The following is a 25649-nucleotide window of genomic DNA, read 5'->3' on the forward strand; positions in this document are numbered from 1 at the left end:
CCCCCGAGCCCTTTCCCAAGAACGAAGAAGTGAGAGCAGGAACGACATGGCGGAGCTGACGATCTCGTCGGACGAGATCCGCAGTGCGATCGAGAAGTACGTCTCGAGCTACTCCCCGGAGGTCTCCCGGGAAGAGGTCGGTACCGTCTCCGAGACCTACGACGGCATCGCCATCGTCGAGGGCCTTCCGGGCACGATGACCAACGAGCTGCTCGAGTTCCCCGGCGGCGTCCTCGGCGTCGCACTGAACCTCGAGGTCCGCAACATCGGTGCGGTCATCCTCGGTGACTTCGACAAGATCGAAGAGGGCCAGGAGGTCCGCCGGACGGGCAAGGTCCTGTCCGTGCCGGTCGGCGACGGCTTCCTCGGTCGCGTCGTCAACCCGCTGGGCACGCCGATCGACGGCCTCGGTGACATCGTCGCCGACGACACCCGCGCCCTGGAGCTCCAGGCGGCGTCCGTGCTGCAGCGTCAGCCGGTGTCCGAGCCGATGCAGACCGGCATCAAGGCCATCGACGCGATGACCCCGATCGGCCGCGGTCAGCGTCAGCTGATCATCGGTGACCGCAAGACCGGCAAGACCGCGGTCTGCATCGACACGATCATCAACCAGAAGAAGGCCTGGGAGTCGGGCGACCCGAAGCAGCAGGTCCGCTGCGTCTACGTCGCCATCGGCCAGAAGGGCTCCACCATCGCGGGCGTCAAGGCCGCGCTGGAGGAGGCGGGCGCACTCGAGTACACGACGATCGTCGCCGCCCCCGCTTCTGACTCGGCCGGCTTCAAGTGGCTGGCGCCGTACACCGGCTCCGCCATCGGCCAGCACTGGATGTACCAGGGCAAGCACGTCCTGATCATCTTCGACGACCTGACCAAGCAGGCCGAGGCGTACCGCGCCATCTCGCTGCTGCTGCGCCGCCCGCCGGGCCGCGAGGCCTACCCCGGCGACGTCTTCTACTTGCACTCGCGTCTCCTCGAGCGTTGCGCGAAGCTGTCGGACGAGCTCGGTGGCGGTTCGATGACGGGTCTCCCGATCATCGAGACCAAGGCGAACGACGTGTCGGCGTACATCCCGACCAACGTCATTTCGATCACCGACGGTCAGTGCTTCCTCGAGTCCGACCTGTTCAACGCCGGTGTGCGTCCGGCCGTCAACGTGGGTATCTCCGTTTCCCGCGTCGGTGGTGCCGCGCAGATCAAGGCGATGAAGGACGTCGCGGGTTCGCTGCGTCTCGACCTGTCGCAGTTCCGCGAGCTGGAGGCCTTCTCCGCGTTCGCGTCCGACCTCGACGCCGCGTCGCGCGCCCAGCTGGACCGCGGTGCCCGTCTGGTCGAGCTGCTCAAGCAGGGCCAGTACTCCCCGGTGCCCGTCGAGGAGCAGGTCGTCGAGATCTTCGCCGCGACCAAGGGTCACCTGGACGACGTCCCCGTCGCCGACATCCGTCGCTTCGTCGCGGACTTCAAGGACTCGCTGCGCCGCAACCACGCGGACCTGCTGAGCTCCATCGTGGAGACCAAGAAGTTCCCCGAGGACTCGCAGAAGCGCGTTGTCGCCGCCGTGACCGAGTTCAAGAAGCAGTTCACCGCTTCGGACGGCACGACGATCGTCAACGAGGCGCCCGAGAAGGCGATGGACGCCGACAAGGTCGCCCAGGAGTCGGTGAAGGTCCACAAGCCCGAGCCCACCAAGAAGTGATCTGAGCCATGGGCGCACAGATTCGGGAGCTCCGCCAGCGGATCCGAACGGTCAACTCGACCAAGAAGATCACGAAGGCGTACGAGCTCATCGCCACGTCTCGCCTCGCCAAGGCGCAGACCAGGGTCGCGGCCTCGCGCCCCTACGCGGACGAGATCACTAACGTGCTCTCCGCGTTGGCCGAGGCCTCGGCGAACCTCGACCACCCGTTGCTGACGGAACGCAAGAACCCGAAGCGCGCCGCTGTCCTCGTCGTCACCAGCGACAAGGGCATGTGCGGTGGTTACAACTCCAACGTCCTCAAGGCCGCGGAGCAGCTGATCGAGCTGCTCAAGTCCGAGGGCAAGGAACCGGTCCTGTACGCGACCGGCCGCAAGGCGATCGGGTTCTACAACTTCCGTCGCCGCGAGGTCACCGCGTCGTGGAGCGGGTTCTCCCAGACCCCGCACTACGTCGACGCCGTCGAGGCGGGTGACGCGCTGGTGGAGGCGTTCCTGGAGGGCACGGAGGACGGTGCGCAGGGCGTGGACGAGATCCACGTCGTGTACACCGAGTTCAAGTCCATGCTGAGCCAGACGCCGACCGCCAGGCGGATCGCGCCGATGGACGTCGAGTACACCGGTGAGACCCCCAAGGGCCCGCGCGCGGTGTACGACTTCGAGCCCAGCGCGGAAGCGCTGCTCGGAGCGATGCTGCCCAAGTACGTGAAGACGCGGCTCTTCTCCGCCATGCTGGAGGCTGCGGCTTCGGAGTCGGCAGCTCGTCGTACGGCCATGAAGGCGGCGACGGACAACGCGACGGAGCTCGTGCGCAACCTCAGCCGGGCGGCGAACTCGGCCCGTCAGGCCCAGATCACCCAGGAGATCAGCGAGATCGTCGGTGGCGCCTCCGCGCTTACCGGTGGCGCAGGAAGTGATGACTGACATGAGTGCTACTGCCACCACCACCCGCACCGGCCGTGTGGTCCGGGTGATCGGTGCGGTCGTCGACGTGGAGTTCCCGCGCGACGCCGTGCCGGAGCTCTTCAACGCTTGCCACGCCGAGATCACCTTCGAGGCCGTCGCCAAGACGCTGACCCTCGAGGTCGCGCAGCACCTCGGCGACAACCTGGTCCGCACCATCTCGATGCAGCCGACCGACGGTCTGGTGCGCGGTACGACCGTGACCGACACCGGCAAGGCCATCTCGGTTCCCGTCGGCGACGTCGTCAAGGGCCACGTCTTCAACGCCCTCGGTGACTGCCTCGACGTCCCCGGCCTCGGCCGTGACGGCGAGCAGTGGGGCATCCACCGCAAGGCGCCCGCCTTCGACCAGCTCGAGGGCAAGACCGAGATCCTCGAGACCGGCATCAAGGTCATCGACCTGCTCACCCCGTACGTCAAGGGCGGCAAGATCGGCCTGTTCGGCGGCGCGGGTGTCGGCAAGACGGTGCTCATCCAGGAGATGATCACCCGTATTGCCCGTGAGTTCTCCGGTACGTCGGTGTTCGCCGGCGTCGGTGAGCGCACCCGTGAGGGCACGGACCTGCTGCTGGAGATGGAAGAGATGGGTGTTCTCGCGGACACCGCTCTCGTCTTCGGTCAGATGGACGAGCCGCCCGGCACGCGTATGCGCGTCGCGCTGTCCGCTCTCACGATGGCGGAGTACTTCCGCGACGTGCAGAACCAGGACGTGCTGCTCTTCATCGACAACATCTTCCGCTTCACCCAGGCCGGTTCCGAGGTGTCGACCCTGCTGGGCCGCATGCCTTCGGCCGTGGGTTACCAGCCGACGCTGGCCGACGAGATGGGTGAGCTCCAGGAGCGCATCACCTCGACGCGCGGTAGGTCGATCACCTCGCTGCAGGCCATCTACGTGCCCGCGGACGACTACACCGACCCCGCCCCGGCGACGACCTTCGCCCACCTGGACGCGACGACGGAGCTTTCCCGTCCGATCTCACAGAAGGGCATCTACCCGGCCGTCGACCCGCTGTCGTCGTCGTCTCGAATCCTCGAGCCGTCGATCGTCGGCGAGGAGCACTACCGGGTGGCCCAGGAGGTGAAGCGGATCCTGCAGAAGTACAAGGAGCTGCAGGACATCATCGCCATCCTCGGCATGGACGAGCTCTCCGAAGAGGACAAGGTCCTCGTCGGTCGCGCCCGTCGTCTCGAGCGCTTCCTCGGCCAGAACTTCATCGTGGCCGAGAAGTTCACCGGTCAGCCCGGCTCCTTCGTGCCCATCAAGGACACGATCGAGGCGTTCGACCGCGTGTGCAAGGGCGAGTTCGACCACTTCCCGGAGCAGGCGTTCTTCTCCTGCGGCGGGTTGGACGACGTCGAGGCCAACGCCAAGAAGCTTGCCGGTAACTGAGGCTCGCTGACTTTCGAAGGGCCGTCCCTCCTTTGTGGAGGGGCGGCCCTTCGTCATGTCCGGAGCACATGACGTTTCCGGTGAATGGAAATCGCACTCCCGGCTGCGGGCCCTGACGTCGCACGATGCTCGGCATCACCAGGCCCCTCAGCGAGGAGGAAGAGCGCGTGAACAAATGGGTGTTGCCGCTGTGCTGGACCGCTGTCCTGCTCGACGGCTTTGACCTCGTGGTGCTGGGCACGGTGATTCCTGTGCTGTTGCAGGAGAAGCTGCTCACGACGGCGAGTGCCAGTGCGGTGTCCACGGCAGGCCTGGTCGGGATGATGCTCGGCGCGCTGATCATCGGGACCATCACCGACGTCATCGGGCGGCGCAAGGTGATGATCTACGCCGTGGCCGGGTTCTCCGTGTTCACGCTGGCCTGTGCGTTCGCGCCGGACGCCACGACGTTCGGGATCCTCCGGTTCCTCGCCGGGCTCGGCCTTGGCGGGTGTCTGCCCACCGCGATCGCGTTGGTCAACGAGGCTCGGCCACAGCAGGGCGGACGGGCCACCACGCTGATCATGACCGGCTATCACGTCGGTGCGGTCATCACGGCGCTGCTGGGGATCGTGCTGATTCCGCAGGTCGGCTGGCGAGCCCTGTTCGTCGTGGGTGCGTTGCCCGCGCTGGTGCTGATTCCGTTGATGGTCAAGCACTTGCCGGAGACGGTGGCGCGCAGGGCTCCCGCGCTGGAGGCGGTCGGGTCGCTGTTCAAGCCGGGGCTGCGGAAGGCGACGATCGCGTTCTGGGTGGCCTCCTTCATGGGGCTGTTGCTGGTGTACGGGCTCAACACCTGGTTGCCGCAGATCATGCGCAGCGCCGGGTACGAGCTCGGCACGGCGCTCGCGCTGCTGCTGACGCTCAACATCGGTGCTGTGATTGGACTTCTGGTCGCCGGCGCGGTGGCGGACCGGATCGGGATCAGGCCCGCTGCCATCGGCTGGTTCGCGGCTGCCGTGGTGTTCCTGGCGTTGCTGAGCATCAAGTTGCCCGGCTTCGGGGTTTACGTCGCTGTGCTTCTCGCCGGGTTCTTCGTGTTCAGCGCGCAGGTGCTCGTTTATGCCTACGCGGGGCGGGTTTACGAGGAGAACCGGGCCACCGGCATCGGATGGGCCGCCGGCATTGGACGGTTGGGCGCGATCAGTGGACCGTTGTTGGGCGGTGCGTTGCTCACGGCTGGTTTGGCGCACCCGTGGGGCTTCTACGCGTTCGCGTTCGTAGCTGCGTTGGGCGCCACGGCCGTTGGTGCGATTGGGCTGAAGGCGAAATCGGTCGTGGCGCCCGCCGGATGATGGCAAGGTCGGGGGTATGGCCCGACACGTCCCGTACGACGATCCGGGAGACCCGGATCTGCGCTCGCCCTGGCGCTACCTGTGGTGGCTGGTGCTCGCCCAGCGCGGGCGGGTACTGGCCGGGGCGTGGTGGGGTTCGTTGTCGATGTGCGGGCTGATCCTGCCGCCGTACCTGATCTCTCAGGCCATTGAGGACGGTCTGCGGGGCGGTGATCGCGTCGCGCTGGTGTGGTGGTGCGCCGCCCTGCTCGCGGTGGCGGCGGCAATGGCTCTGATCTTCATCGCCCGGCATCGCACGATGACGCTGGTGCGGACCGACGCCTCGTTGCGGACGGCGCAGATCGTCGTCCGGCACGTGACACGGCTCGGTGGTGTGGTGCGGCGGAAGCTGTCCACCGGGGAGCTGACGTACCTGCAGAACGGGGACACGGCGCGGATCGCGCACGCGCTGACCAGTACCGGGCCCGGGGTGGGGGCGGTGGTCGCGTACGTCGCCACGGCGGTGTTGCTCGTGCGGATCTCACCGCTGGTCGCGGTCGTCGTGCTGCTCGGTGTGCCGGTGCTCGCTGTGGTCACCGGACCTGTCCTGCGGCGGTTGCACGCCGTGGAGGCCGGGTACCGGCAGCGGCAGGGGGAACTGAGCTCACGGGCGGGCGACATCGTGGGCGGCCTGCGGGTGTTGTCGGGGATCGGCGGGAAGCCTGCGTTCGAGGCGCGGTTCCGGGCCATGTCCACAGAGGTCCTCGGCGACGGCTACCGGGTGTCGGCGTGGCTGAGCTGGGTGCAGGCACTGACGTGGGGGCTGCCCGCCTTGTTCCTCGCGGTGGTCACGTGGATCGTGGCCCGGATGGTGGTGAGCGGAGCCATCTCGGTCGAGGAGATGGTCGCGGTGTACCTGTACGTCACCACGCTCACCGTGCCGGTCAGCTTCTTCATGGAAGGGGCGGACGCGATTCCCCGTGCGCTGGTGTCGGCGGGGCGGGTCGTGGACGTGCTTCGGTTGCGGCCGGAGGAGAAGGACGACGGCGCGGGGCCGCTGGACGTGAAGACCGGTGCGTTGACCGTGGTCGTCTCGGCGAACGCGACGCTGGCCAGGGAGGCGGTCGAGCGACTGCCCGCGGTGGTGGCGGACAACGACGACTACCTGTTCGCGGGGACCGTGCGCGAGGCGGTGTCGGTGGGGGAACACGGTGATCACGAGCTCGACGCGGCGTTGCACGCGGCGGCCGCGCTGGACGTCGTGGAGGCGCTGCCGGACGGGCTCGACTCGCACCTGGAGTCGCAGGGGCGCAACGTGTCCGGCGGTCAGCGGCAACGCCTGCGGCTCGTGCGGGCGTTGCTGAGCGAACCGGAGCTGCTCGTGCTGGTGGAGCCGACGTCCGCGCTCGACGCGGTGACCGAGGCAGTGGTGGCGAAGAGGGTGCGGGAGCGGCGTTCGGGGCGGACCACCGTCGTCGTGTCGTCGTCACCGTTGTGGGCGGGGCAGGCGGATCAGGTCGTGCACCTGGAGGAGAGCCGATGACGAGGCTGCCCATCGCGGACCGTCGTGAAGTGAGGCGGGCGGCGGCGCGGTTGCTGAGGGGCGAACGGCGTGCGCTGGCCGTGGTGCTGGTGCTCACGGCGCTCTCGGCGTTGGCGGGGCTCGTCGGGCCGTACCTGCTCGGCAAGATCGTCGGCGGGGTGGAGGAAGGGTCCCTGACCCTGTCCACTGTGGACCGGCTTGCGCTGGGGGTGCTCGGCGCGGCCTTGGTGCACCTGATGCTGGTGCGGTACAGCGCTTTGCTGACTGCCAGGCTCGGCGAGCGGTTCCTCGGCTCGTTGCGCGAGGAGGCGGTGGCGCGCACGCTGGCGTTGCCCGCGCGAGTGGTGGACCGGCTGAGCACCGGGGATCTGCTCACGCGCGTGACGAGTGACGTCGGCACGGTCGGCCAGGCGTTGCGGGACAGCGTGCCCGAGGTGCTCGCGGGCGCCACACACCTATTGGTCGTGTTCGTGGCGGTGTTCTGGCTGGACCTGGTGCTCGGCCTCGTCTCGCTGGCAGGGATGCCTTTCGTCGTGTGGGTGGTGCGCTGGTACCTGGTCCGTGCGCGCGACGCGTACCTCGCGGAGAGCGAGGCCAACGGGGACGTCGCGGAGATCTCCGCGGCGGTCGGCGAGGGCAGCCGGACGATCGAGACGTACGGGCTGCGGGACCGGATGGTGGCGGCCGCGGACCGCACAGTCGCGCGCTCGTACCGGGCGCGGCTGAGGACTCTCCGGCTGAGGAACGTGCTGTTCCCGGTGACCACCTTCGTGAACATGCTGCCGACCGCGCTGGTGCTCGTCGCCGGGGGTTTCCTCTACGCGGCCGACGGCATGCGGATCGAGGTCGTCGTCACGGCGGTGCTCTGGGTGTGGCGGCTCGTTGAGCCGATGGACCGCATTCTGTTCTGGGTGGAGTTCCTGCAGCGCGGTGGCGCGTCGTTCGCGCGCATCGAGGGGATCGGGGCTCACGTCGAAGCGGCGCCCGCGGTCAGCGAACCGGACGGCGACCGCATCGAGGTGAGTGGTGTCCGTTACTCCTATGTGGACGGCCACGAGGTGTTGCACGGCGTCGATCTCGTGGTGCAGCCGGGCGAACGGCTGGCGATCGTCGGCGTCTCCGGCGCGGGCAAGTCCACGCTGGGACGGTTGATCGCGGGTGTGGACCGGCCGGCGGAGGGGTCGGTGCTCGTCGGCGGAGTGCCCGTCGCGGATCTCGTGGCGGCCGGTGAGCAGCGGATCGTGCTGGTGACGCAAGAACATCACGTGTTCATCGGCACGGTCAGGGAGAACCTCGCGATGGCGGCCCCGGACGCGCCAGACGAACGGCTGCTCGAAGCGTTGCGGACCGTTGACGCGCGGTGGTTCGAGGAGTTGCCGGAAGGCCTCGACACGGCACTGGGCGCGGGCGGGCTGGAGCTGGATCCCGCACAGGCGCAACAACTCGCGCTCGCGCGGGTCGAGGTCGCCGATCCGCACACGCTGGTGCTGGACGAGGCGACGTCCTCGCTCGACCCGGCCACGGCCAGGCATGCGGAGCGCGCGATCGCGGCCGTGCGGGAGAGACGCACGGTGATCGCGATCGCGCACCGGCTGCAGACCGCGCGTGACGCCGACCGGATCGCGGTCGTCGATGCGGGTCGTGTCGTGGAGTTGGGCTCTCACGACGATCTGGTCGCCAGGGACGGCACCTACGCGACGCTCTGGCGTTCGTGGCACGGCTAGGTGTGTTGACCGCGCACTGGTCGGACTCCGCGAGCGGCGAGCCAGTCGACGGCTCGGTGCAGGACTGCGATCGCGGTGGCGGCGGCTGATCGTCGTGGATCTCGGCGCAGGCCACGCGGCTGTGGTCGTCGAGCACGACGTGCACGAACCCGTGGCCCAGTTGTGGAGTGAGGCGTTGGGGTGGCGTGCCCGGTGTGGCGAACCGGTTTCGGTCGCCCTGGACCCGGCCGACGAAGCGCCAGCCGCCTCCGTCGGGGATGTTGCCCAGCATTGTGAAGCCGGCGTGCGGCAGATCGCCGGGCGCGGCGTGTTCACAGCGGCGAATCGGCTCGCCGGTGCGGCGGTCCAGCACCGGGAGCCGGTTGAACCGGCAGCGCACCAGGATCTGATGCGCGGTCGACGGAGCGACACCGACCGCGCAGCGGCCAGGCGTAACCGGGCACGCGAGGTCAACGCCGCGTGAGCGCGAGACACGAAGACCTCCTGGGTCGTGGTGTGGAAGCCGTCAGACAGCTCCACACCACTCCAGGAGTCGTCACACGACCAACGTCCCCGATCAACACAGCTAGGGGAGTTGGATCACCTTGGGAACGCCTTTCTGGCGCACGGTGACCTCCTTGGTGCCGCTGGGCGCCAGCCAGGCGTGCTCGCGTTCCTGAGGACCGACGAGGGCGTTGGCGTCGGCGACGATCGTGCCCTGGCCGTCCGGCAGTGACAGCACCGCAGGCTCGCCCTTGACCGCTTTGCCGCCGACCACGGGTGCGCTGAACGTGCCGTCGGGCTGGTAGAGCGCGCCGTACAGCTCGCCCAACGACTCGAACATCAGGGCGTAGCGGCCGTCGGGCAGCCACGCGCAGACGCTCCAGTCGGTGGTCGCCTCCCAGCTGACGATGTAGTCGAGCAGGGCGCGCTTCTGCAGTTCGTGCTGCACCGCCTGCAGCTTCAGGCCCGGCCAGGAGTTCTTCTGCTCCGGGAAGGCCGTGGCGCAGAACTGCCCTTCCCAGCCGAGGCCGGGATGGGGCACGAAGGGGCGGTCCGGCTGAAGGTCGCCGGTGAGGATCGTGGGCTGGGTGAAGTCGTCGGACTGGGGCACGGAGTCGCCGCGCACGAACACGGGCCGTTCTTCCGGCGGGACGACGGTGAAGACGACGCCGTCCTCGTCGTGGGGTGCGGAGGCCCAGGTGCGGGTCAGACGGTTGTCGGGGCCGCGCTTCGGGTTCTGCGACCAGGACACCGTCTTGCCGAGGGTCAGCACCACGTACTGGTCGCCGACGGGGCCGAAGCGGTAGAGCCCGGCCTCGCGGTCCCTCGCCTCCGAGAGCACGATCTCGCGGTTCACCACTTTGCCGTCGGCCACGAGGCCGACGAGCGTCGCGGGGTGCTCGGAGGTCCGCACCCACACCTCCTGCGCGACCAGGGCCGCAGGGCCGGTCGGCGTCTGCCCGGTCCAGAACACGTTCGGTTTCGATGAGACCTCGGTCACGGGCTCGTCTCGCTTCCACGGCTCGTCCTTCTGCGCCTCGCTCCACAGGTGCGACGCGGTCGCGATGAACTCGGAGTCGCCGGCGAGCGGCCCGGTCGTCGCCGCTGTCAGCCGTGGGTCTGCTGATCGTTCTGTCGAACGCGTCAGCACGACTCCCGTCGTCACGCCCGCGAGCAGCGCCACCACCGCGGTCACCGTCACCAGCTTGCGCGTGTGCCTTCGTCGTCCCCCGGCCATCACGTCCCCCACGAATCCCGGCCGCACGTCCAGTTCTGAGGTCGCGGCCTCCATTGCCTGCTTCAGTTCCACGTCAGCACCTGCTCACCCATCAGTTCCCGCATGCGGGAGAGGCCGCGCGAGGTCTGGCTCTTCACCGTGCCGATGCCGCAACCAAGCGCGCGTGCGGTCTCGGCCTCACTGAGGTCGTCGAAGAACCTCAGCACCAGGACGGCGCGCATCTGCTTCGGCAGTTGCGCCAGCGCACGCACCACGCTGTCCGCGTCCACGACCTGCTGCTCGTGCCCGCGAGCCGTAGGTACCGCCCCCAGTTCCAGCGGTGCCTCCGGTTTGCGCGAACGCCGTCGCCAGCGGTTCGCGGCCGCGTTGGCCAGCGCGGCACGTGCGTAGGCTTCAGGAGAGGTCCTGATCCGGCGCCACTTGCCGTACATGCTCATGAGGACGTCCTGCAGAATGTCCTCAGCGGCGCCTCTGTCGCCGCCGCACAGCAGGTAGGCGGTGCGCAACAGTGCCTGGGAGCGCAACGCCACGAAGTCCTCGAAGTCCTGCATGTCCCCCCTCCGGCGGTCGTCGAAGGTACTGACACCGGGCGGGGCGGCAAGGTTGTCAGGCGACCGTTTAGACTCAGTTCGACTCCAGACGACGAGGGAGATACGCGTGGCCGAGATGACCGTTGAACTGGTCGCCGTTGAACGCCGTTTGTGGTCCGGTACGGCCACCTCTGTTTCGGCGCAGACCACCGAGGGCGAGATCGGCATCCTGCCCGGTCACGAGCCCGTGCTCGGCCAGCTGGTCGAGGGAGGCGTGGTGCGCGTGCGCACGACCGACGGTGGCCTGGTCACCGCCGCGGTGCACGGTGGCTTCCTGTCCGTGACCGGCACCGGCGTATCGATTCTCGCCGAGGACGCCGAACTGGCGGGCGAGATCGACGTGGACGCGGCGCGCACAGCGCTGCAGGACGCGGATGACGCAGAGCGCGCACGTGCGGCAGCGCGCGTGCGGGCCGTGGAACAGTCGGCCTGAGACCGGGCACGAGGCCGCAGCCGTGGGGATCACCGAGATTGCCGGCCTGATCCTTCTTGGGGTGGCGATCGTCATCGCCTACTTCGCCTGGCGCCGCATCCGGCTGCTGCGTGAGGGTGGCGTGCACGTCGCGTTGCGCAGCCAGTTCGATGATCGCGGGCGTGGCTGGCACCTGGGCGTGGGGCACTACCGGGGTGACAAGTTCGCCTGGTTCCGGGTGTTGTCGCTCGGGTCCGGGCCCAACGAGCTGATCACTCGGGACGGGCTGGAGATCGACGCTCGGCGGGAGCCCACCGGGCCGGAGGCTTATGCCATGCCGGTCGGGGCCATCGTGCTGAGGTGTCGGTCGGTTTCTGGTGAGGTCGAGATCGCCATGGGGCCGGATGCGCTCACCGGGTTCTTGTCCTGGCTCGAGTCCGCGCCGCCTGGGCGGTCCATTCCTTGGGCTTCTTGATTTGAGAGCTGCGAAGGGCGCGTTCCTGTGGGGACGCGCCCTTCGTGTTTGCAGGGGCCGTTGCGTGGGTCAGGCGTTTTCGCCTGGCTGCCAGAGCACGTCGCCGTCCGGGTTGGCCACTCGGGCCAGGATGAACAGCAGGTCGGAGAGCCTGTTCAGGTACTTGGCCGTGAGCACGTTCGTGTGTTCCGCGTCGGCCTCGATCAGCGACCACGCCCGGCGTTCTGCGCGGCGGGAGATCGTGCGTGCCTGGTGCAGCAGCGCTGCGCCTGGGGTGCCGCCGTTCAGGATGAACGAGTCGAGTTTGCCCAGGCGTTCGTTGAACGTGTCGCAGTAGCCCTCCAGGCGGTCCACGTAGGCCTGAGTCACGCGGAGGGGCGGGTACTTCGGGTCAGGGACGATCGGGGTGCAAAGGTCCGCTCCTACGTCGAAGAGGTCGTTCTGCACCTTGCGCACCACTTCGAAGACGTCCGGGGCCAGCTGGCCCAGGGCCAGGGCTACGCCCAGGGACGCGTTCGTCTCGTCCACGTCCGCGTACGCCTCGATGCGTGGTGAGGTCTTCGGGACGCGGGAGAAGTCGCCGAGGCCGGTCGTGCCGTCGTCGCCGACCCGCGTGTAGATCTTGGTGAGATGTACCGCCATGACCGGCACTCTATGGGCGTACGTAGGATTGCCGCGTGAGCGAGCATTTCCGGGTACACGGTGGCGCAAGGCTGGTCGGCGAAGTTGATGTCGTCGGCGCCAAGAACAGCGTGCTCAAGCTGATGGCCGCTGCCCTGCTGGCTGAGGGTACGACGACCATCACCAACTGCCCGGACATCCTCGACGTGCCGCTGATGGCGGACGCGTTGCGCAGTCTTGGGTGCGAGGTCGAGCTCGACGGTGACGTGGCGAGGATCACGACGCCGCAGGAGCTGAGCCACCGCGCTGATTCTGAGGCGATGGGCAAGCTGCGGGCGTCGATCTGCGTGCTGGGGCCGCTCGTCGGGCGGTGCAAGCGCGCGGTCGTGGCGTTGCCCGGTGGGGACGCGATCGGGTCGCGGCCGCTGGACATGCACCAGAGCGGTCTGGAGAAGCTCGGCGCGCGGACCTGGATCGAGCACGGCTGCATCGTCGCCGAGGCCGAGGGGCTGCACGGCACGCAGATCTGGCTCGACTTCCCGAGCATGGGCGCTACCGAGAACATCCTGATGGCGGCTGTGCTGGCCACCGGGACGACGGTCATCGACAACGCCGCGCGTGAGCCCGAGATCGTCGACCTCTGCCTGATGCTCAACCAGATGGGCGCGAAGGTCGAGGGCGCCGGCACGTCCACCCTGACCGTCCACGGCGTGACCGAGCTCAAGCCGACCGAGCACCGCGTCATCGGCGACCGGATCGTCGGCGCCACCTGGGGGTTCGCCGCCGTCATGACGCGTGGCGACGTGCGGGTGCGTGGCGTGAATCCGCACCACCTCGACCTGGTGCTGGAGAAGCTGCGCATGGCGGGCGCCGAGGTCACCGTCTACGAGGGCGGCGAGGACGAAGGGTTCCGCGTCGTCATGGAGGGGCGGCCCAAGGCCGTCGACTTCGTGACGCTGCCGTACCCCGGCTTCGCCACGGACAACCAGCCGTTCGCGATCGCGCTGTCCACGGTCTCCGAGGGCACCGCGATGATCACCGAGAACCTGTTCGAGTCCCGGTTCCGGTTCATCGACGAGATGATCAGGCTCGGGGCCGATGCGCGCACGGACGGTCACCACGCCGTGATCCGCGGCATCGAGAAGTTGTCGAGCGCGCCGGTGTGGGCTTCGGACATTCGCGCTGGTGCGGGGCTTGTTCTCGCCGGTCTGTGCGCGGACGGGGCCACCGAGGTCTACGAGATCTTCCACATCGAGCGTGGTTACCCTGGGTTCGTGGAAAACCTCCGCAAGCTCGGGGCCGACGTGGAACGCGTCAGCTCCTGAGCACCAGCCGCGCGTTCGCGACGTCCGCCGGGAACACCATCACCCGGTAAGGCGCGTTTCGCGAGCGCGTGGCACGCACCCCGTTCCGCTTCAACTTCTGCACGAGGACGTTCGCGGCCTCTTCGGTGGGCACGACCGCCACCTCGTTCAGCAACCCGAAGTCCGTGCCGTCCAGATCCGGCACGGGCCTCTTGTCGTTGCCCGCGAAGTACCTCAACACCAGTGCCAGCAAGCCGAGAACCCCGAAGACGACCGCAGTCTGGTAGAAGCCCGTCACCTCTTCATCATGCTCCCAGTGGTCACGATTCAGTGAGCAATCGCACGCGCAGCAATGGTTACCGGCCAGTACGCTCCGATGAACGACGATGTGGGAGGTTGCTGTGCCGTACCCAGCTGACCGCGAACGCGATCGCCCCTGGGTGATGCGCACTTACGCGGGGCACTCCTCGGCCGCGGCTTCCAACGCGCTCTACCGGCGAAATCTCTCCAAGGGCCAGACGGGCCTGTCCGTGGCGTTCGACCTGCCGACGCAGACCGGCTACGACCCCGACGACGAGCTCGCGAAGGGCGAGGTCGGCAAGGTCGGCGTGCCCATCAGCCACATCGGCGACATGCGGCAGCTCTTCGACCAGATCCCGCTCGCCGGCGCCAACACGTCGATGACGATCAACGCGACGGCCATGTGGCTGCTCGCCATGTACGTCACCGTGGCCGAGGAGCAGGGCGCGGACCCGTCGGCGCTCGCCGGCACGACGCAGAACGACATCATCAAGGAGTACCTGTCCCGGGGCACCTACGTGTTCCCGCCCGGACCGTCGCTGCGGCTGATCACCGACATGGTCGCGTGGACCGTGTCGAACGTGCCGAAGTGGAACCCGATCAACATCTGCAGCTACCACCTCCAGGAGGTCGGCGCCACGCCGGCACAGGAGGTCGCGTACGCGATGTGCACGGCGATCGCCGTTCTGGACTCGGTGCGCGACTCCGGTCAGGTGCCGCAGGAGAAGTTCGGTGAGGTCGTCGCCCGCATCTCCTTCTTCGTGAACGCCGGTGTGCGGTTCATCGAGGAGATGTGCAAGATGCGCGCGTTCGCCCAGTTGTGGGACGAGATCACGCTGGAGCGCTACGGCGTCGAGAACCCGAAGCACCGCCGATTCCGCTACGGCGTGCAGGTGAACTCGCTGGGGTTGACCGAGGCGCAGCCGGAGAACAACGTTCAGCGCATCGTGCTGGAAATGCTCGCGGTCTCGTTGTCCCGCAACGCCCGTGCGCGTGCGATCCAGCTCCCGGCGTGGAACGAGGCCCTCGGCCTGCCGCGCCCGTGGGACCAGCAGTGGGCGTTGCGCATGCAGCAGGTCCTGGCTTACGAGACGGATCTTCTGGAGTACAACGACATCTTCGACGGCTCCCCGGTCATCGAGGCCAAGGTCGGCGAGATCCTTGCCGGTGCCCGCGAGGAGATCGACCGCGTGCAGGCGATGGGCGGCGCCGTCGCGGCCGTCGAGTCCGGCTACATGAAGTCGAACCTGGTGTCCTCACTGGCGAATCGCCGCCGCCGCGTCGAGGCGGGCGAGGACATCGTGGTCGGTGTCAACAAGTTCGACACGACCGAGCCGTCGCCGCTGCAGGCCGAGGGCGCGAACTCGATCGAGACCATCGACCCGATCGTCGAGCTGCACGCCGTCGAGGCGATCCAGCAGTGGCGGGCGAACCGCGACAACGCTGCGGTAGAAGCATCTTTGGACGCTCTGCGCGAAGCCGCGAAGACCGACCGGAACCTCGTGGAGGTGACGTTGGCCTGTGCGCGAGCCGGAGTCACGACGGGCGAATGGTCGCAGGCATTGCGTGAGACGTTCGGTGAATACCGTGCCCCCACAGGCGTTTCCGGCGCCTCGGCATCCGGCGAGGCAGGCTCGGAGATCGCCCGCGTGCGTGACCGGGTGCGCGCGACCGGCGAGGAGATGGGCGAACGCCTGCGCATGCTCGTCGGCAAGCCGGGCCTCGACGGCCACTCCAACGGTGCCGAGCAGGTCGCCGTGCGAGCCCGCGACGTCGGCTTCGAGGTCGTCTACCAGGGCATCCGCCTCACGCCGTCGCAGATCGTCGCCGCGGCCGTGCAGGAGGACGTGCACGTCGTCGGCCTCTCGATCCTGTCCGGCTCGCACCTCGAAGTGGTGCCCGCGGTGGTGGACGGCCTGCGCGCGGCCGGCGCCGGGGACATCCCGGTGATCGTCGGCGGCATCATCCCGCCGGACGACGCCGCGAAGCTGCGCGATCGTGGGGTGGCGCGGGTGTTCACGCCCAAGGACTACGAGCTGACCGAGATCATGGACGAGATCGTCACCGTGATCCGAGAGGTGCGTTCTCTCTCGTAGGGCCTTAGTGTCGCGGAATGGTTGACGTTTCGCGGGACGGGTCCGTCGTCCGGATCACGATGAACCGCGCGGCCAAGCGCAACGCGCTGTCCGCCGAGCACCTCACGGAGCTGCTGGACGCGTTCCGCGAGGCGCGCACGTCGGACGCGGCGGGCATCGTGCTGGCCGCCGAGGGGCCGGTGTTCTCGGCCGGGCACGACTTCGCGGACGTGCACGCGCGGGACGAGGAAGGCGTGCGGCTGCTGCTGGAGCTGTGCACCGTGCTGATGAAGACCATCCAGTCCGCGCCGCAGGTGGTGATCGCGCGCGTGCAGGGGCTGGCGACGGCGGCCGGATGTCAGCTGGTGGCGTCGTGCGACCTCGCGGTGGCGGCGGACACGGCCGGGTTCTCGTTGCCCGGTGGCAAGGCAGGGTGGTTCTGCCACACGCCCGCGGTGCCGGTGGCTCGGTCGATCGGGCGCAAGCGGTTGATGGAGCTCGTGCTGACCGGGGACGTGATCGACGCGGCGACGGCGGTGGAGTGGGGGCTGATCAATCGCGCCGTGCCGGCGGACGAGTTGGACGCCGTCACGGACGACCTGCTGGCGCGGGCGACGCGGGGAAGCAGGGCGTCGAAGGCGATCGGCAAACGGACGATCTACGCGCAGCTGGACCGGCCCGAGATCGACGGGTACGAGATCGCGTTGTCCGTCATGGCCGAGACTTCGCAGTCCCCGTCAGCCAAAGAGGGACGGGCGTCGTTCCTGGAGAAGCGGCCGCCCGTGTGGCCCGACTAGTCGCGAGGAGCTTCAGCGCGTCGGCGTTCGGGCCCGGATCGGCCTGGTAGACCACCAGGAACTGGCCGGGCGCCTCGCGGACGTCGAACGAGTGGTAGTTCAGCTTGATCGGGCCGACGGCCGGGTGCACGAACTCCTTGGCGTCCTGGGTCTTCCCGCGCACCTCGTGCTGCTCCCACAGCTCCCTGAACACCGGGCTCTGGTTGAGCTCCTCGACCATCTGCCTGAGGCGCTGCGACTTCGGGTCGGCGGTCTGCCGCAGGTGCGCGACGGTGCTCTGCGCGACCCAGTTCCAGCGCGGGTAGAAGCTCGCGGCGGCGGGGTCGAGGAACGTCATCCTGGCGGCGTTGTCGGCCGGGCTGAACGGCTCGTACAGGGCTTCGGCCAGCGCGTTCGTGGCGAGGATGTCGAGCAGCGAGTTCATCACGAACGCCGGCATGTCGTGCATGCCGCTCATGAGCTGCCGCAGTTCCGGGCTGACGACGTCGGGGGCGTGGCCTTCGTCGGCGACCACCCCGGCCAGGCGGTGCAGGTGGGCGCGGGAGTCGGAGTCGAGCTTGAGCGCGCGGCTCAGGGCGTCCAGGACCTGGGCGGACGGGTTGGTCTCGCGGCCCTGTTCCAGGCGGGCGTAGTAGTCCGCGCTGACGCCGGCCAGCACCGCGACCTCCTCGCGTCTGAGGCCCTTGACCTTGCGCTGGGTGTGGCTGGGCAGGCCCGCGTCCTTCGGATTGACGCGGGCGCGGTGAGCCTTCAGGAACTCGCCGAGCACGTCTGCGAGGTTATTGCCCGCGGTGGTGATCTGCCTGGGTGTGCCACACCTAGGCAGAAGGTGTCCTGGTAGCGGCCGTGCCGCGCGTCGATCGTGGTGGCCATGAGCGAAAAAGTCGTGGTGATCAGCGGAGCTTCCAGCGGCATCGGCGAGGCGACGGCCCGGGTCCTGGCCAAGGCCGGGCACCAGGTGTTCCTGGGGGCACGGCGGGAGGACCGGCTGGCGGCGCTGGCCGACGAGATCGGTGGCGGCTACGCGCCGCTGGACGTGACCTCCCGCGAGTCGTTCCAGTCCTTTGTGGACGCTGCGGTGGAGCGGTACGGACGGGTCGACGTGCTGGTGAACAACGCGGGCGTGATGCCGTTGTCCCTCATGGATTCCCTCAAGGTCGACGAGTGGGACCGCATGGTGGACGTGAACATCAAGGGTGTGCTGAACGGCATCGCCGCTGTGCTGCCGCGGTTCACCGGCGGCGGGCACGTCGTGAACGTCGCCTCGGTCGGCGCGCACATGGTCATGCCGACCGCCGCCGTGTACTGCGCGACGAAGTACGCGGTGTGGGCGCTGTCCGAGGGGCTGCGCCAGGAGCGCGACGACCTGCGCGTCACGGTGATCTCGCCCGGTGTCACGGAGTCCGAGCTGGCGGACACCATCACCGAGGACTTCGCGGCGTCGTTGATGGAGGACTTCCGCAAGCTCGCGCTGCCGGCGACCGCCATCGGTGACGCCATCGCCTACGCGATCTCGCAGCCGGCGGAGGTCGACGTCAACGAGATCGTCGTGCGGCCGGTCTCGCAGCGCTAGGCACCGGTCGTCGAGCCCGGCCGGAGGATCATCAGCACCGTCACGGTCGCCCACAGCAGGTTGAAGACGCCCGTGTACATGGCCAGGTGCCTGATGTCCTTGGTCTTCAACGCCTTCTCCTGGCCGGGCAGGATCTTGAGGGCCAGCACGAACGCGGCGGCGGTGGTGAGCGCGATCGACACGATCACCCAGGGGTGGCCGGTCACGCCCATCACGCCGGCCGTCGCGAATCCGAAGACCGGCACCGAGATGCCGATCAGGGCGTAGACGCGGCAGATCCGGTGCAGCAGCTCGGGATTGCCGGCCGTGGTCACCGCCTTCGGGAACATGCTCGCGGCGACGGTGACCGGGCCAATGGCGATGATGGCGGCGAGGACGTGCAGCGAGAGGAAGAGCTTGCTCACGCGGCCCTCCACGCGGTGCCGCGGCGTTCGTGGGCGAACAGCTCCTCGACCTCCAGGGCCTGCTGTGCGCCGATCTCGCGGTCGATCAGGTAGAGGCCGAGGTCGACGCCCGAGCTGACGCCGGCGGCGCTGACCAGGTCGCCGTCGTCCACGATCCGCGCGCGGACGGCGTTCACGCCCATGGACTCCAGCGCATGCAGGCCGAGGTGGTTGGTGGTGGCGTTGCGGCCTTTGATCAAGCCGGCGATGCCGAGCAGCAACGAACCTCCGCACACGGTGGCGATGATCGCCTTCGTCTCTCTCAGCACGGGAGCGAGCGTTGCGGCACCCGCGCTGAGCAGGGCGAACACCTCCTCGTCCTGGAGGGCCGCCGCTCCGGGGACGATGACGAGGTCGGTACCGGGGTCGAGCTGGGCGGTGGCCTTGAGGGACAACAGGCCCAGGCCGGCGGGGACCTCGCGCGCACCCTCCGCCGTCACCAGTGCGGCCCGGACCCCGCCCGCGGTCAGCGTCTCGTACGGGCCGATCGCGTCCAACGGGTCGAAGCCGTCGAACAACACCACTTGAGCTTTCACTTCGTTGACTCCTCGCTTCGGTGATCAAAACCGTAGGAGCGGGAGGGCGTGGCGAGAACTGGCTGGAATGCCATGTTCCAACGGATTCTCGCCAGCTACGGTGGTGGACGTGCACGAGGTGGCAGTGGTAGCGATGGACAGCGTCGTCCCGTTCGACTTCGCGACGCCGGTCGACGCGTTCAACTGGGTCGGGCGGTACCGGGTGCGCGTCTGCGGTCCGAAGAGGACTGTCGACGCGGGCTGTTTCGAGCTGAAGATCCCGCACGGCTTGGAGTTGCTGTCCGAAGTGGACACGATCGTTCTTCCCGGCCACGATCCGGGCATGGTCGTGCCGAAGGCGTTGATCGACGCGCTGCGGCAGGCGGCGGCGAGGGGCACGCGGATCGCGTCGATCTGCACAGGGGCGTTCGTGTTCGCGGCGACCGGCCTGCTGGACGGGATGCGGGTGACCACGCACTGGCTGGGAGCCGAGGAGCTGGCGGAGCGGTTTCCGGCGCTGGAGGTCGACCCGGACGTGCTCTACGTCGACAACGGGCAGTTCCTCACGTCCGCGGGTGCCGCGGCGGGGCTGGACCTGTGCCTGCACATGATCCGGCGCGATCACGGGTCGGCGGTGGCGGCCGATGCGGCGCGGTTCGCCGTGATGCCGCTGGAGAGGGAAGGCGGGCAGGCGCAGTTCATCGTGACACCGCCCGTGACGCCTCAGGGGGCGGAGCTGGAGCCCCTGCTGCGGTGGATGGAGGCCAACGCGTCGCTCGAGCTCACGCTGGAGGACCTGGCCAAACAGGCGGGCATGAGCACACGGACGTTGAACCGGCGCTTCCGCGAACAGACCGGCACGACGCCGCTCCAGTGGCTGCACCGTGCGCGGGTCCGCCAGGCGCAGCACCTGCTGGAGACGACCAAAGACCCGGTGGAGCTGATCGCGAGCCGCGTGGGCTTCGGCTCGGCCACGGCGTTCCGCGACAGGTTCAAGCGGATCGCCGGAACCTCACCGCAGAGCTACCGGGCGGCTTTTCAGGGCTGCCAGAACTAGGGTTGGGAGTGCTCGTGCAGCAGGAGGAGCGTGTAGGCGGCGATCGACTGGGCGTCGGTGATCTCGCCCTTCGCGATCATCGACTCGAAGTCGGCGCGCGGGAACCACGCCGAGCGCATGTCCTGCTCCTCCGTCTCCCGCTCGTGGAAGCCCTCGGTGAGCTGGGTCGCGAGGAACACGCGCCCGCGCTGCGACGACATGCCGGGCGCGACGTCGAGCAGGCCGAGCTCGGTCATCCGGCCGGCGCGCAGCCCCGTCTCCTCGCGAAGCTCGCGGGCGGCGAGCTGCACCGGGTCGGAGTCGGCGCGGTCCGGCGCGGTGCCCTGCGGGAACTCCCAGCGGCGCAGGCCGATCGGGTAGCGGAACTGTTCGACGAGCCGCACGCGCTCGCCGTCGAGCGGGATGATCAGCGCGAAGTCGGGCTTGTCGACCACGCCGTAGATCCCGCTCGAACCGTCCGCACGCTGGATCTCGTCCTCGCGCACGGTCATCCACGGGTTTACGTACACCTGACGGGTGCCGAGGCTTTCCACGCCACGGACCGTACCTAACGTCAGCATTCTGGACACACCCCGTAGCCTGTCGCGGTGCGTCTCGTCATCGCTCGCTGCAAGGTCGACTACGTAGGCCGACTCACCGCCCATCTGCCCATGGCACAGCGACTGCTGCTGATCAAGGCTGACGGCTCTGTGTCGATCCACTCCGACGACCGCGCGTACAAGCCGTTGAACTGGATGAGCCCGCCCTGCTGGCTGATCGAGGACCCGGACATCTGGACCGTGCAGAACAAGGCGGGGGAGAAGCTGATCATCACCCTCGAAGAGGTCCTGCACGACTCCAAGCACGAGCTCGGCCCCGAACCAGGCCTGCAGAAGGACGGCGTCGAAGCCGACCTGCAGAAGCTGCTCGCCGAGCACGTCACCACCCTGGGCGACGGCTGGTCCCTGGTGCGCCGCGAGTTCCCGACCCCGATCGGCCCGGTCGACCTGATGTGCCGCGACTCCGCCGGCAAGTCGGTCGCCGTGGAGATCAAGCGGCGTGGCGAGATCGACGGCGTGGAGCAGCTGACCCGGTACCTCGAACTGCTCAACCGCGACCCGCTGCTGGCGCCGGTGCAGGGTGTGTTCGCGGCGCAGCAGATCAAGCCGCAGGCCCGCGTGCTGGCCGAGGACCGCGGGATTCGGTGCGTGGTGCTGGACTACGACGCGTTGCGCGGGATCGAGCCGGACGAGTTCCGCCTGTTCTAGCGGACGTCGCGGTAGTGGGGGAGGTGCACGAGCTCGACGGCCTCCTTGAGGCCGCAGCCGGCCACCTCCCTGACCCGCTTGATCGCCAGGATCGTCTTCTTCGCCTCCAGCAACCGGAGGATCTCCGCGCGGGCGGGGCCGGGCCACTTCGCCCACTCCCGTTCCGCGTGACACCACGTGCAGGACTCGCCCGCGCGCGTGCGGCTGCCGGCCTGGTCGTCGCCGCAGCCGGGGCAGGTCCACGTCGTGAGCTTCGCCGAGCAGTCGTCGCACAACGCGCCGTACGGGTAGTCGTCTCGGTTGCTCGCCGGTGCCTTGTGACAGCTGATGCAGCGCAGGTCGACGCCGATGCGTCCGGCGAGCACGGCGACCGCTTCGGCGGCCAGCAGCCGATCGCCGTCCGGTGCCGCAGTCTGCAGCTTGTACATCGCCACGTCTGACATGCGGTGCAGGACGTACGCCCACGCTTCGGTGTAGCGGGCTTCCGGCAGCGTGTCCAAGAACGTGATCGCGGCGTCGGTCATGGCCTGACTGTGTGCCCTGAAGATGTTTCGCGCACCCGTTTTTTCCCAGCTTCCGACTTCAGTGAGCGCCCCAGATCAGCTCGTGGTTTGGTGATCAACCACACGGGGTAGGAACTCGCTCACCTGGAGTACTGTCCTCTCCTGGTCGGTGATGTTCGACTTTGTTGAAAGTCTGGGAGGTGGGCAGTGTCGGTGTCGGTGCTGGCCGAGGCGGACCTGCGGCTCGACGCGGGACCGATCGACTACGCGTTGCTCGTCGTCTACTTCGCGGTGGTTCTCGGCATCGGCGTGATGGCACGACGATCCGTCTCCTCCAGCCTGGACTTCCTGCTGTCGGGGCGGTCGCTGCCCGCGTGGGTCACCGGGCTCGCGTTCATCTCGGCGAACCTCGGCGCGCTCGAGCTGATGGGCATGACGGCGAACGGCGCGCAGTACGGCATGGCGACCGTGCACTACTACTGGATCGGCGCCATCCCCGCGATGGTGTTCCTCGGTCTGGTGATGATGCCGTTCTACTACGGCTCGAAAGTGCGCAGCGTTCCCGAGTTCATGCGCCGCCGGTTCGGCAAACCGGCTCACCTGGTCAACGCCATCAGCTTCGCCGTCGCGCAGATCCTGATCGCGGGCATCAACCTGTTCGCGCTCGCGGTGATCATCGACGCGCTGCTCGGGTGGCCGTTGCCGGTGTCCATTTGCGTCGCGGCGCTGGTCGTGCTCGCGTACACGACGCTCGGTGGTTTGAGTGCCGCCATCTACAACGAGGTGCTTCAGTTCTTCGTCATCGTGGCCGCGCTGGCGCCGCTGACGATCATTGGTCTGATCAAGGTCGGTGGCTGGCAGGGCATCGTCGACAAGATCAGCGACCCGGAGCAGCTGTCCGCGTGGCCCGCGACAGAACTCACCGGCATCGACAGCCCGGTGTGGAGTGTCGTCGGGTTGGTGTTCGGTCTCGGCTTCGTGCTGTCGTTCGGTTACTGGACGACGAACTTCGCCGAGGTGCAGCGCGCGATGAGCGCCAAGTCGATGTCCGCGGCCAAGCGCACGCCGATCATCGGTGCGTACCCGAAGGCACTCATCCCGGCGATCATCATCATTCCCGGCATCATCGCCGCGATCATCGTGCCGGAGATGGCTCAGCTCAAGGCCGGCGACACGAGCAGTGGCGTGGTCTACAACAACGTGCTGCCGCTGCTCATGCGCGACCTGCTGCCCAACGGCATCCTCGGCATCGCGATCACGGGTCTGCTGGCGAGCTTCATGGCCGGTGTGGCGGCGAACGTCAGTTCGTTCAACACCGTCTTCACGTACGACCTGTGGCAGGACTACATCAAGAAGGACCGGCCGGACGAGTACTACCTGCGCGTCGGGCGGTTGGCCACGGTCGGCGCGTGCGTGCTCGCGATCGGCACGGCGTTCATCGCGGCGGCGCTCGGCGGGTCCAACATCATGGACTACATCCAGGCGCTGTTCTCGTTCTTCAACGCGCCGCTGTTCGCGACGTTCATCGTCGGCATGTTCTGGAAGCGGATGACGCCGACCGCCGGTTGGGTCGGTCTGCTCGCGGGCACGTTCACCGCGATGTTCATCTACGCGATCTCGGAGCCGTCGTTCGGCATCAAGCTGCTGGAGCTGCCCGGTCAGGGCGCGAGCTTCCTCGGCGCGGGTCTCGCGTTCGTGGTGGACGTCGTCGTGAGCGTCGCGGTCAGCCTGGTCACGCGGCCGAAGCCGGACAGCGAGCTCGTCGGGCTGGTCTACAGCCTGACGCCCAAGAAGGACAGGTCGCACTCCACCACCGGCGAGGACGCCGGCTGGTACCGCTCGCCCGCCCTGCTCGGCGGCGGAGTGCTGGCCCTGACGACCGTTCTCTACTTCATCTTCGGCTGAGGGAGGCTGCCATGAGGTTGTTCGACCTGCGACTGATCATCGCTTTCCTCTTCGGCCTGTACGGCGTTGTACTGGTCGTCATCGGTCTCGGCTTCACGACGGACGACGACCTGAAGAAGGCCGAAGGGGTCAACATCAACCTGTGGGCCGGCATCGCCATGGTGGCGCTGTCGGCGGTGTTCGCTGCCTGGGCGATGCTGCGGCCTCAGTTCGCGGACACGGACAAGCAGCCGGTCAAGGAGCTATGACTGGGGACGACCAGGGTAAACAGGGTTGAAGGCCTCGATCGTCCACGCGTCGAGCCAGTTGAATGCGCGGCGAATTCGGTTTCGCACGTCTCTCCTTCTGTCGGGGTCTTCACCCTGTACATCGCGTCGATCTTCTGAATCGTTCCCGTAGCGCTGGGTGACATGTGCCACGACTCAACTCGGGGTACCGCCCACGAACGCACGCAAAGGGCACTACCGTGCACGTCGTGCCTCGTTTTCGTGCCACCGCTGTGGTCGCCGCCGCCGCGTTGCTGATGGCCGGTTGTGCGACCGGGCCGGGTCTTGCCAAGACCAACTCGCCGCGCCGCACCGTGCAGGCGGGTGCGGACGCGAACACGACCGATCCGTCGACCAAGCCGTCGGCGCAGGCGGGCAAGCCCGTCGACCCGGCGTTCGCGGCGGAGCGGCTGCGGCTGATCAACCCGTGCGCGTTGATCGAGAAGGACCTGCTGCAGACGGTCGGCACGCCGTCGAAGTACACGAGCAGTTCGTACACGCGCTGCTCCAACTACATGAAGGACAAGGGCGGCAAGACGCTCAACTTCACGCTGGACATCGGGTACTCGCTGACGTCCACCGAGGTGAAGAACGCGACCAAGCAGATCGCGAGCCTCAAGAGCGGCGAGCAGAAGCTGAGCGCCACGTCGTGCTTCATCTGGGTCGTGACGCAGGAGAGCCCGGCGCAGGCCGTGCGGATCCAGGTGGGTACCAGCAGCGACGGCAGCGAGGCGTGCGAGCCGGGGCGCAAGGTGCTCGAAGGCGTGGTGCGCAAGCTCAAGGGCAACCCGCAGAAGTACAGCCCGCCGAAGGGGTCGCCGGTCGAGGTCGACCCGTGCACGATCGTCGAGAAGGCGGCGCTCTCGCCCGTGCTCGGTGCCTCGCCGCGTTCGCTGGAGTTCGGTCTGCACCAGTGCTCGTGGACGGGGCAGAGCGCCCAGATGCAGATCGAGTTCAAGACGGCGCGCATCCCGAAGGACGGCAAGTTCGACGAGAAGTCGGTCGAGACCGATCTCGGTGGCGGGGTGAAGGGCTACCAGGCGTTCAAGGACGGCCCGTTCCCCACGTGCGAGTTGGTGGTGGTCCGGACGAAGGACCAGAGCGACGCGGGTGAGATCGCGGAGTTCATCGTCGCGGCCTCGAAGGAGAAGGAACTGGATCGCTGCCAGGCGGCGCAAGCGTTCGCCAAGGCGGTTCTTCCTGCGCTGCCCCAGGCCTGAC

At 68.1% G+C, this 25649-nt stretch carries 26 protein-coding genes and 1 pseudogene; 17 read left to right on the forward strand and 10 right to left on the reverse strand.

Annotation, left to right across the window (positions count from 1 at the left end):
* Positions 1-46 precede the first annotated feature (46 nt).
* The 6 genes from atpA to BM417_RS13990 all read left to right on the forward strand — a co-directional run bounded on the left by atpA (position 47) and on the right by BM417_RS13990 (position 8625).
* A complete protein-coding gene (gene atpA, locus BM417_RS13965; protein WP_093592713.1) occupies positions 47-1693 on the forward strand; it encodes a F0F1 ATP synthase subunit alpha in 1647 nt (548 codons plus the stop codon).
* Between the two features lie 8 nt (positions 1694-1701).
* Positions 1702-2616 carry a F0F1 ATP synthase subunit gamma gene (locus BM417_RS13970; protein WP_093592716.1) on the forward strand — a complete coding sequence of 305 codons (915 nt, stop codon included), beginning with the start codon at positions 1702-1704 and terminating at the stop codon, positions 2614-2616.
* A complete protein-coding gene (atpD, locus tag BM417_RS13975) occupies positions 2609-4045 on the forward strand; it encodes a F0F1 ATP synthase subunit beta (protein WP_030480452.1) in 1437 nt (478 codons plus the stop codon). Before BM417_RS13970 ends, atpD begins: the two co-directional genes overlap by 8 nt.
* Positions 4046-4212: 167 nt before the next feature.
* Complete coding sequence (locus BM417_RS13980; protein ID WP_407656142.1) at positions 4213-5379, forward strand: MFS transporter; 1167 nt, start codon at positions 4213-4215, stop codon at positions 5377-5379.
* 16 nt (positions 5380-5395) lie between these two features.
* Positions 5396-6901, forward strand: coding sequence for an ABC transporter transmembrane domain-containing protein (locus BM417_RS13985; RefSeq protein ID WP_093592722.1), 1506 nt, complete (start codon positions 5396-5398; stop codon positions 6899-6901).
* Positions 6898-8625, forward strand: coding sequence for an ABC transporter ATP-binding protein (locus tag BM417_RS13990; RefSeq protein WP_093592725.1), 1728 nt, complete (start codon positions 6898-6900; stop codon positions 8623-8625). The genes BM417_RS13985 and BM417_RS13990 overlap by 4 nt, the downstream gene beginning before the upstream one ends.
* A gap of 23 nt (positions 8626-8648) precedes the next feature.
* Here BM417_RS13990 and BM417_RS49185 read toward each other — a convergent pair.
* The 3 genes and pseudogenes from BM417_RS49185 to BM417_RS14005 all read right to left on the reverse strand — a co-directional run.
* Positions 8649-9040 (reverse strand): annotated as a pseudogene (locus BM417_RS49185) (IS481 family transposase); the annotation flags it as partial.
* 150 nt (positions 9041-9190) lie between these two features.
* Positions 9191-10417, reverse strand: coding sequence for a hypothetical protein (locus tag BM417_RS14000; protein WP_093592731.1), 1227 nt, complete (start codon positions 10415-10417; stop codon positions 9191-9193).
* Entirely contained in the window at positions 10408-10896 is a 489-nt protein-coding gene (locus BM417_RS14005; RefSeq protein WP_093592734.1) for a SigE family RNA polymerase sigma factor, read from the reverse strand. Before BM417_RS14005 ends, BM417_RS14000 begins: the two co-directional genes overlap by 10 nt.
* Before the next feature lie 106 nt (positions 10897-11002).
* On the opposite strand from BM417_RS14005, the gene BM417_RS14010 reads away from it, so the two are divergent.
* Together BM417_RS14010 and BM417_RS14015 are read left to right on the forward strand one after the other, a co-directional pair.
* Positions 11003-11368 (forward strand): F0F1 ATP synthase subunit epsilon, encoded by a 366-nt coding sequence (locus BM417_RS14010; protein WP_093592737.1) that lies wholly within the window; start codon positions 11003-11005, stop codon positions 11366-11368.
* Positions 11369-11390: 22 nt separating this feature from the next.
* Positions 11391-11822, forward strand: a complete 432-nt coding sequence (locus BM417_RS14015) for a DUF2550 domain-containing protein (protein ID WP_245821907.1) — start codon at positions 11391-11393, stop codon at positions 11820-11822.
* Between the two features lie 69 nt (positions 11823-11891).
* Here the strand turns inward: BM417_RS14015 and BM417_RS14020 are convergent, their stop codons facing one another.
* On the reverse strand, positions 11892-12464 hold the full coding sequence (locus BM417_RS14020) for a cob(I)yrinic acid a,c-diamide adenosyltransferase (RefSeq protein ID WP_093593717.1): 573 nt from the start codon (positions 12462-12464) through the stop codon (positions 11892-11894).
* A 35-nt stretch (positions 12465-12499) separates the two neighbouring features.
* On the opposite strand from BM417_RS14020, the gene murA reads away from it, so the two are divergent.
* Positions 12500-13768, forward strand: coding sequence for a UDP-N-acetylglucosamine 1-carboxyvinyltransferase (gene murA, locus BM417_RS14025; RefSeq protein ID WP_093592742.1), 1269 nt, complete (start codon positions 12500-12502; stop codon positions 13766-13768).
* Here the strand turns inward: murA and BM417_RS14030 are convergent.
* Complete coding sequence (locus BM417_RS14030; protein WP_093592745.1) at positions 13758-14045, reverse strand: hypothetical protein; 288 nt, start codon at positions 14043-14045, stop codon at positions 13758-13760. The genes murA and BM417_RS14030 overlap by 11 nt on opposite strands.
* Before the next feature lie 103 nt (positions 14046-14148).
* On the opposite strand from BM417_RS14030, the gene BM417_RS14035 reads away from it, so the two are divergent.
* Together BM417_RS14035 and BM417_RS14040 are read left to right on the forward strand one after the other, a co-directional pair.
* Positions 14149-16143 carry a protein meaA gene (locus BM417_RS14035; protein ID WP_093592748.1) on the forward strand — a complete coding sequence of 665 codons (1995 nt, stop codon included), beginning with the start codon at positions 14149-14151 and terminating at the stop codon, positions 16141-16143.
* A 17-nt stretch (positions 16144-16160) separates the two neighbouring features.
* Positions 16161-16919 carry an enoyl-CoA hydratase-related protein gene (locus tag BM417_RS14040; protein WP_093592751.1) on the forward strand — a complete coding sequence of 253 codons (759 nt, stop codon included), beginning with the start codon at positions 16161-16163 and terminating at the stop codon, positions 16917-16919.
* On the opposite strand, the gene BM417_RS14045 is transcribed toward BM417_RS14040, so the two are convergent.
* A complete protein-coding gene (locus BM417_RS14045; RefSeq protein ID WP_093592754.1) occupies positions 16834-17688 on the reverse strand; it encodes a helix-turn-helix transcriptional regulator in 855 nt (284 codons plus the stop codon). The genes BM417_RS14040 and BM417_RS14045 overlap by 86 nt on opposite strands.
* Before the next feature lie 102 nt (positions 17689-17790).
* Between BM417_RS14045 and BM417_RS14050 the strand changes: the two genes are divergently transcribed.
* Positions 17791-18492, forward strand: coding sequence for an SDR family oxidoreductase (locus BM417_RS14050; RefSeq protein ID WP_093592757.1), 702 nt, complete (start codon positions 17791-17793; stop codon positions 18490-18492).
* On the opposite strand, the gene BM417_RS14055 is transcribed toward BM417_RS14050, so the two are convergent.
* Both BM417_RS14055 and BM417_RS14060 read right to left on the reverse strand, forming a co-directional pair.
* On the reverse strand, positions 18489-18896 hold the full coding sequence (locus BM417_RS14055) for a hypothetical protein (RefSeq protein WP_093593720.1): 408 nt from the start codon (positions 18894-18896) through the stop codon (positions 18489-18491). The two genes, BM417_RS14050 and BM417_RS14055, sit on opposite strands and share 4 nt — an antisense overlap.
* The gene (locus BM417_RS14060) at positions 18893-19471 is read right to left on the reverse strand and encodes a DJ-1/PfpI family protein (RefSeq protein WP_093592760.1); all 579 of its coding nucleotides are present in this window, start codon (positions 19469-19471) and stop codon (positions 18893-18895) included. Before BM417_RS14060 ends, BM417_RS14055 begins: the two co-directional genes overlap by 4 nt.
* Before the next feature lie 109 nt (positions 19472-19580).
* Between BM417_RS14060 and BM417_RS14065 the strand changes: the two genes are divergently transcribed.
* Positions 19581-20507: a GlxA family transcriptional regulator gene (locus BM417_RS14065; RefSeq protein WP_093593723.1), complete on the forward strand. Its 927-nt coding sequence runs from the start codon at positions 19581-19583 to the stop codon at positions 20505-20507.
* On the opposite strand, the gene BM417_RS14070 is transcribed toward BM417_RS14065, so the two are convergent.
* Positions 20504-21040 (reverse strand): NUDIX domain-containing protein, encoded by a 537-nt coding sequence (locus BM417_RS14070; protein ID WP_218164463.1) that lies wholly within the window; start codon positions 21038-21040, stop codon positions 20504-20506. The genes BM417_RS14065 and BM417_RS14070 overlap by 4 nt on opposite strands.
* Positions 21041-21094: 54 nt before the next feature.
* On the opposite strand from BM417_RS14070, the gene nucS reads away from it, so the two are divergent.
* A complete protein-coding gene (gene nucS, locus BM417_RS14075; protein ID WP_093592765.1) occupies positions 21095-21754 on the forward strand; it encodes an endonuclease NucS in 660 nt (219 codons plus the stop codon).
* On the opposite strand, the gene BM417_RS14080 is transcribed toward nucS, so the two are convergent.
* On the reverse strand, positions 21751-22278 hold the full coding sequence (locus tag BM417_RS14080; RefSeq protein ID WP_093592768.1) for a hypothetical protein: 528 nt from the start codon (positions 22276-22278) through the stop codon (positions 21751-21753). The two genes, nucS and BM417_RS14080, sit on opposite strands and share 4 nt — an antisense overlap.
* Before the next feature lie 192 nt (positions 22279-22470).
* Here BM417_RS14080 and BM417_RS14085 point away from each other — a divergent pair, with 192 nt between their 5' ends.
* From BM417_RS14085 to BM417_RS47750, 3 genes are all read left to right on the forward strand, one after another.
* On the forward strand, positions 22471-24162 hold the full coding sequence (locus BM417_RS14085; protein ID WP_093593726.1) for a sodium:solute symporter family protein: 1692 nt from the start codon (positions 22471-22473) through the stop codon (positions 24160-24162).
* 11 nt (positions 24163-24173) lie between these two features.
* Positions 24174-24410 (forward strand): hypothetical protein, encoded by a 237-nt coding sequence (locus BM417_RS14090; RefSeq protein WP_093592771.1) that lies wholly within the window; start codon positions 24174-24176, stop codon positions 24408-24410.
* 227 nt (positions 24411-24637) lie between these two features.
* The gene (locus BM417_RS47750; protein ID WP_177320427.1) at positions 24638-25648 is read left to right on the forward strand and encodes a hypothetical protein; all 1011 of its coding nucleotides are present in this window, start codon (positions 24638-24640) and stop codon (positions 25646-25648) included.
* The last annotated feature ends 1 nt before the right edge of the window (position 25649 follow it).

This window comes from Lentzea waywayandensis, assembly GCF_900115955.1.
In the GTDB taxonomy this organism is placed as follows: Bacteria; Actinomycetota; Actinomycetes; order Mycobacteriales; family Pseudonocardiaceae; genus Lentzea; species Lentzea waywayandensis.

Coding starts and splice junctions, on each gene's coding strand:
- atpA (WP_093592713.1), top strand. CDS start 47: ATGGCGGAGCTGACGATCTCGTCGGACGAGATCCGCAGTGCGATCGAG.
- BM417_RS13970 (WP_093592716.1), top strand. CDS start 1,702: ATGGGCGCACAGATTCGGGAGCTCCGCCAGCGGATCCGAACGGTCAAC.
- atpD (WP_030480452.1), top strand. CDS start 2,609: ATGACTGACATGAGTGCTACTGCCACCACCACCCGCACCGGCCGTGTG.
- BM417_RS13985 (WP_093592722.1), top strand. CDS start 5,396: ATGGCCCGACACGTCCCGTACGACGATCCGGGAGACCCGGATCTGCGC.
- BM417_RS13990 (WP_093592725.1), top strand. CDS start 6,898: ATGACGAGGCTGCCCATCGCGGACCGTCGTGAAGTGAGGCGGGCGGCG.
- BM417_RS14005 (WP_093592734.1), bottom strand. CDS start 10,896: ATGCAGGACTTCGAGGACTTCGTGGCGTTGCGCTCCCAGGCACTGTTG.
- BM417_RS14020 (WP_093593717.1), bottom strand. CDS start 12,464: ATGGCGGTACATCTCACCAAGATCTACACGCGGGTCGGCGACGACGGC.
- BM417_RS14040 (WP_093592751.1), top strand. CDS start 16,161: ATGGTTGACGTTTCGCGGGACGGGTCCGTCGTCCGGATCACGATGAAC.
- BM417_RS14050 (WP_093592757.1), top strand. CDS start 17,791: ATGAGCGAAAAAGTCGTGGTGATCAGCGGAGCTTCCAGCGGCATCGGC.
- BM417_RS14080 (WP_093592768.1), bottom strand. CDS start 22,278: ATGACCGACGCCGCGATCACGTTCTTGGACACGCTGCCGGAAGCCCGC.
- BM417_RS14090 (WP_093592771.1), top strand. CDS start 24,174: ATGAGGTTGTTCGACCTGCGACTGATCATCGCTTTCCTCTTCGGCCTG.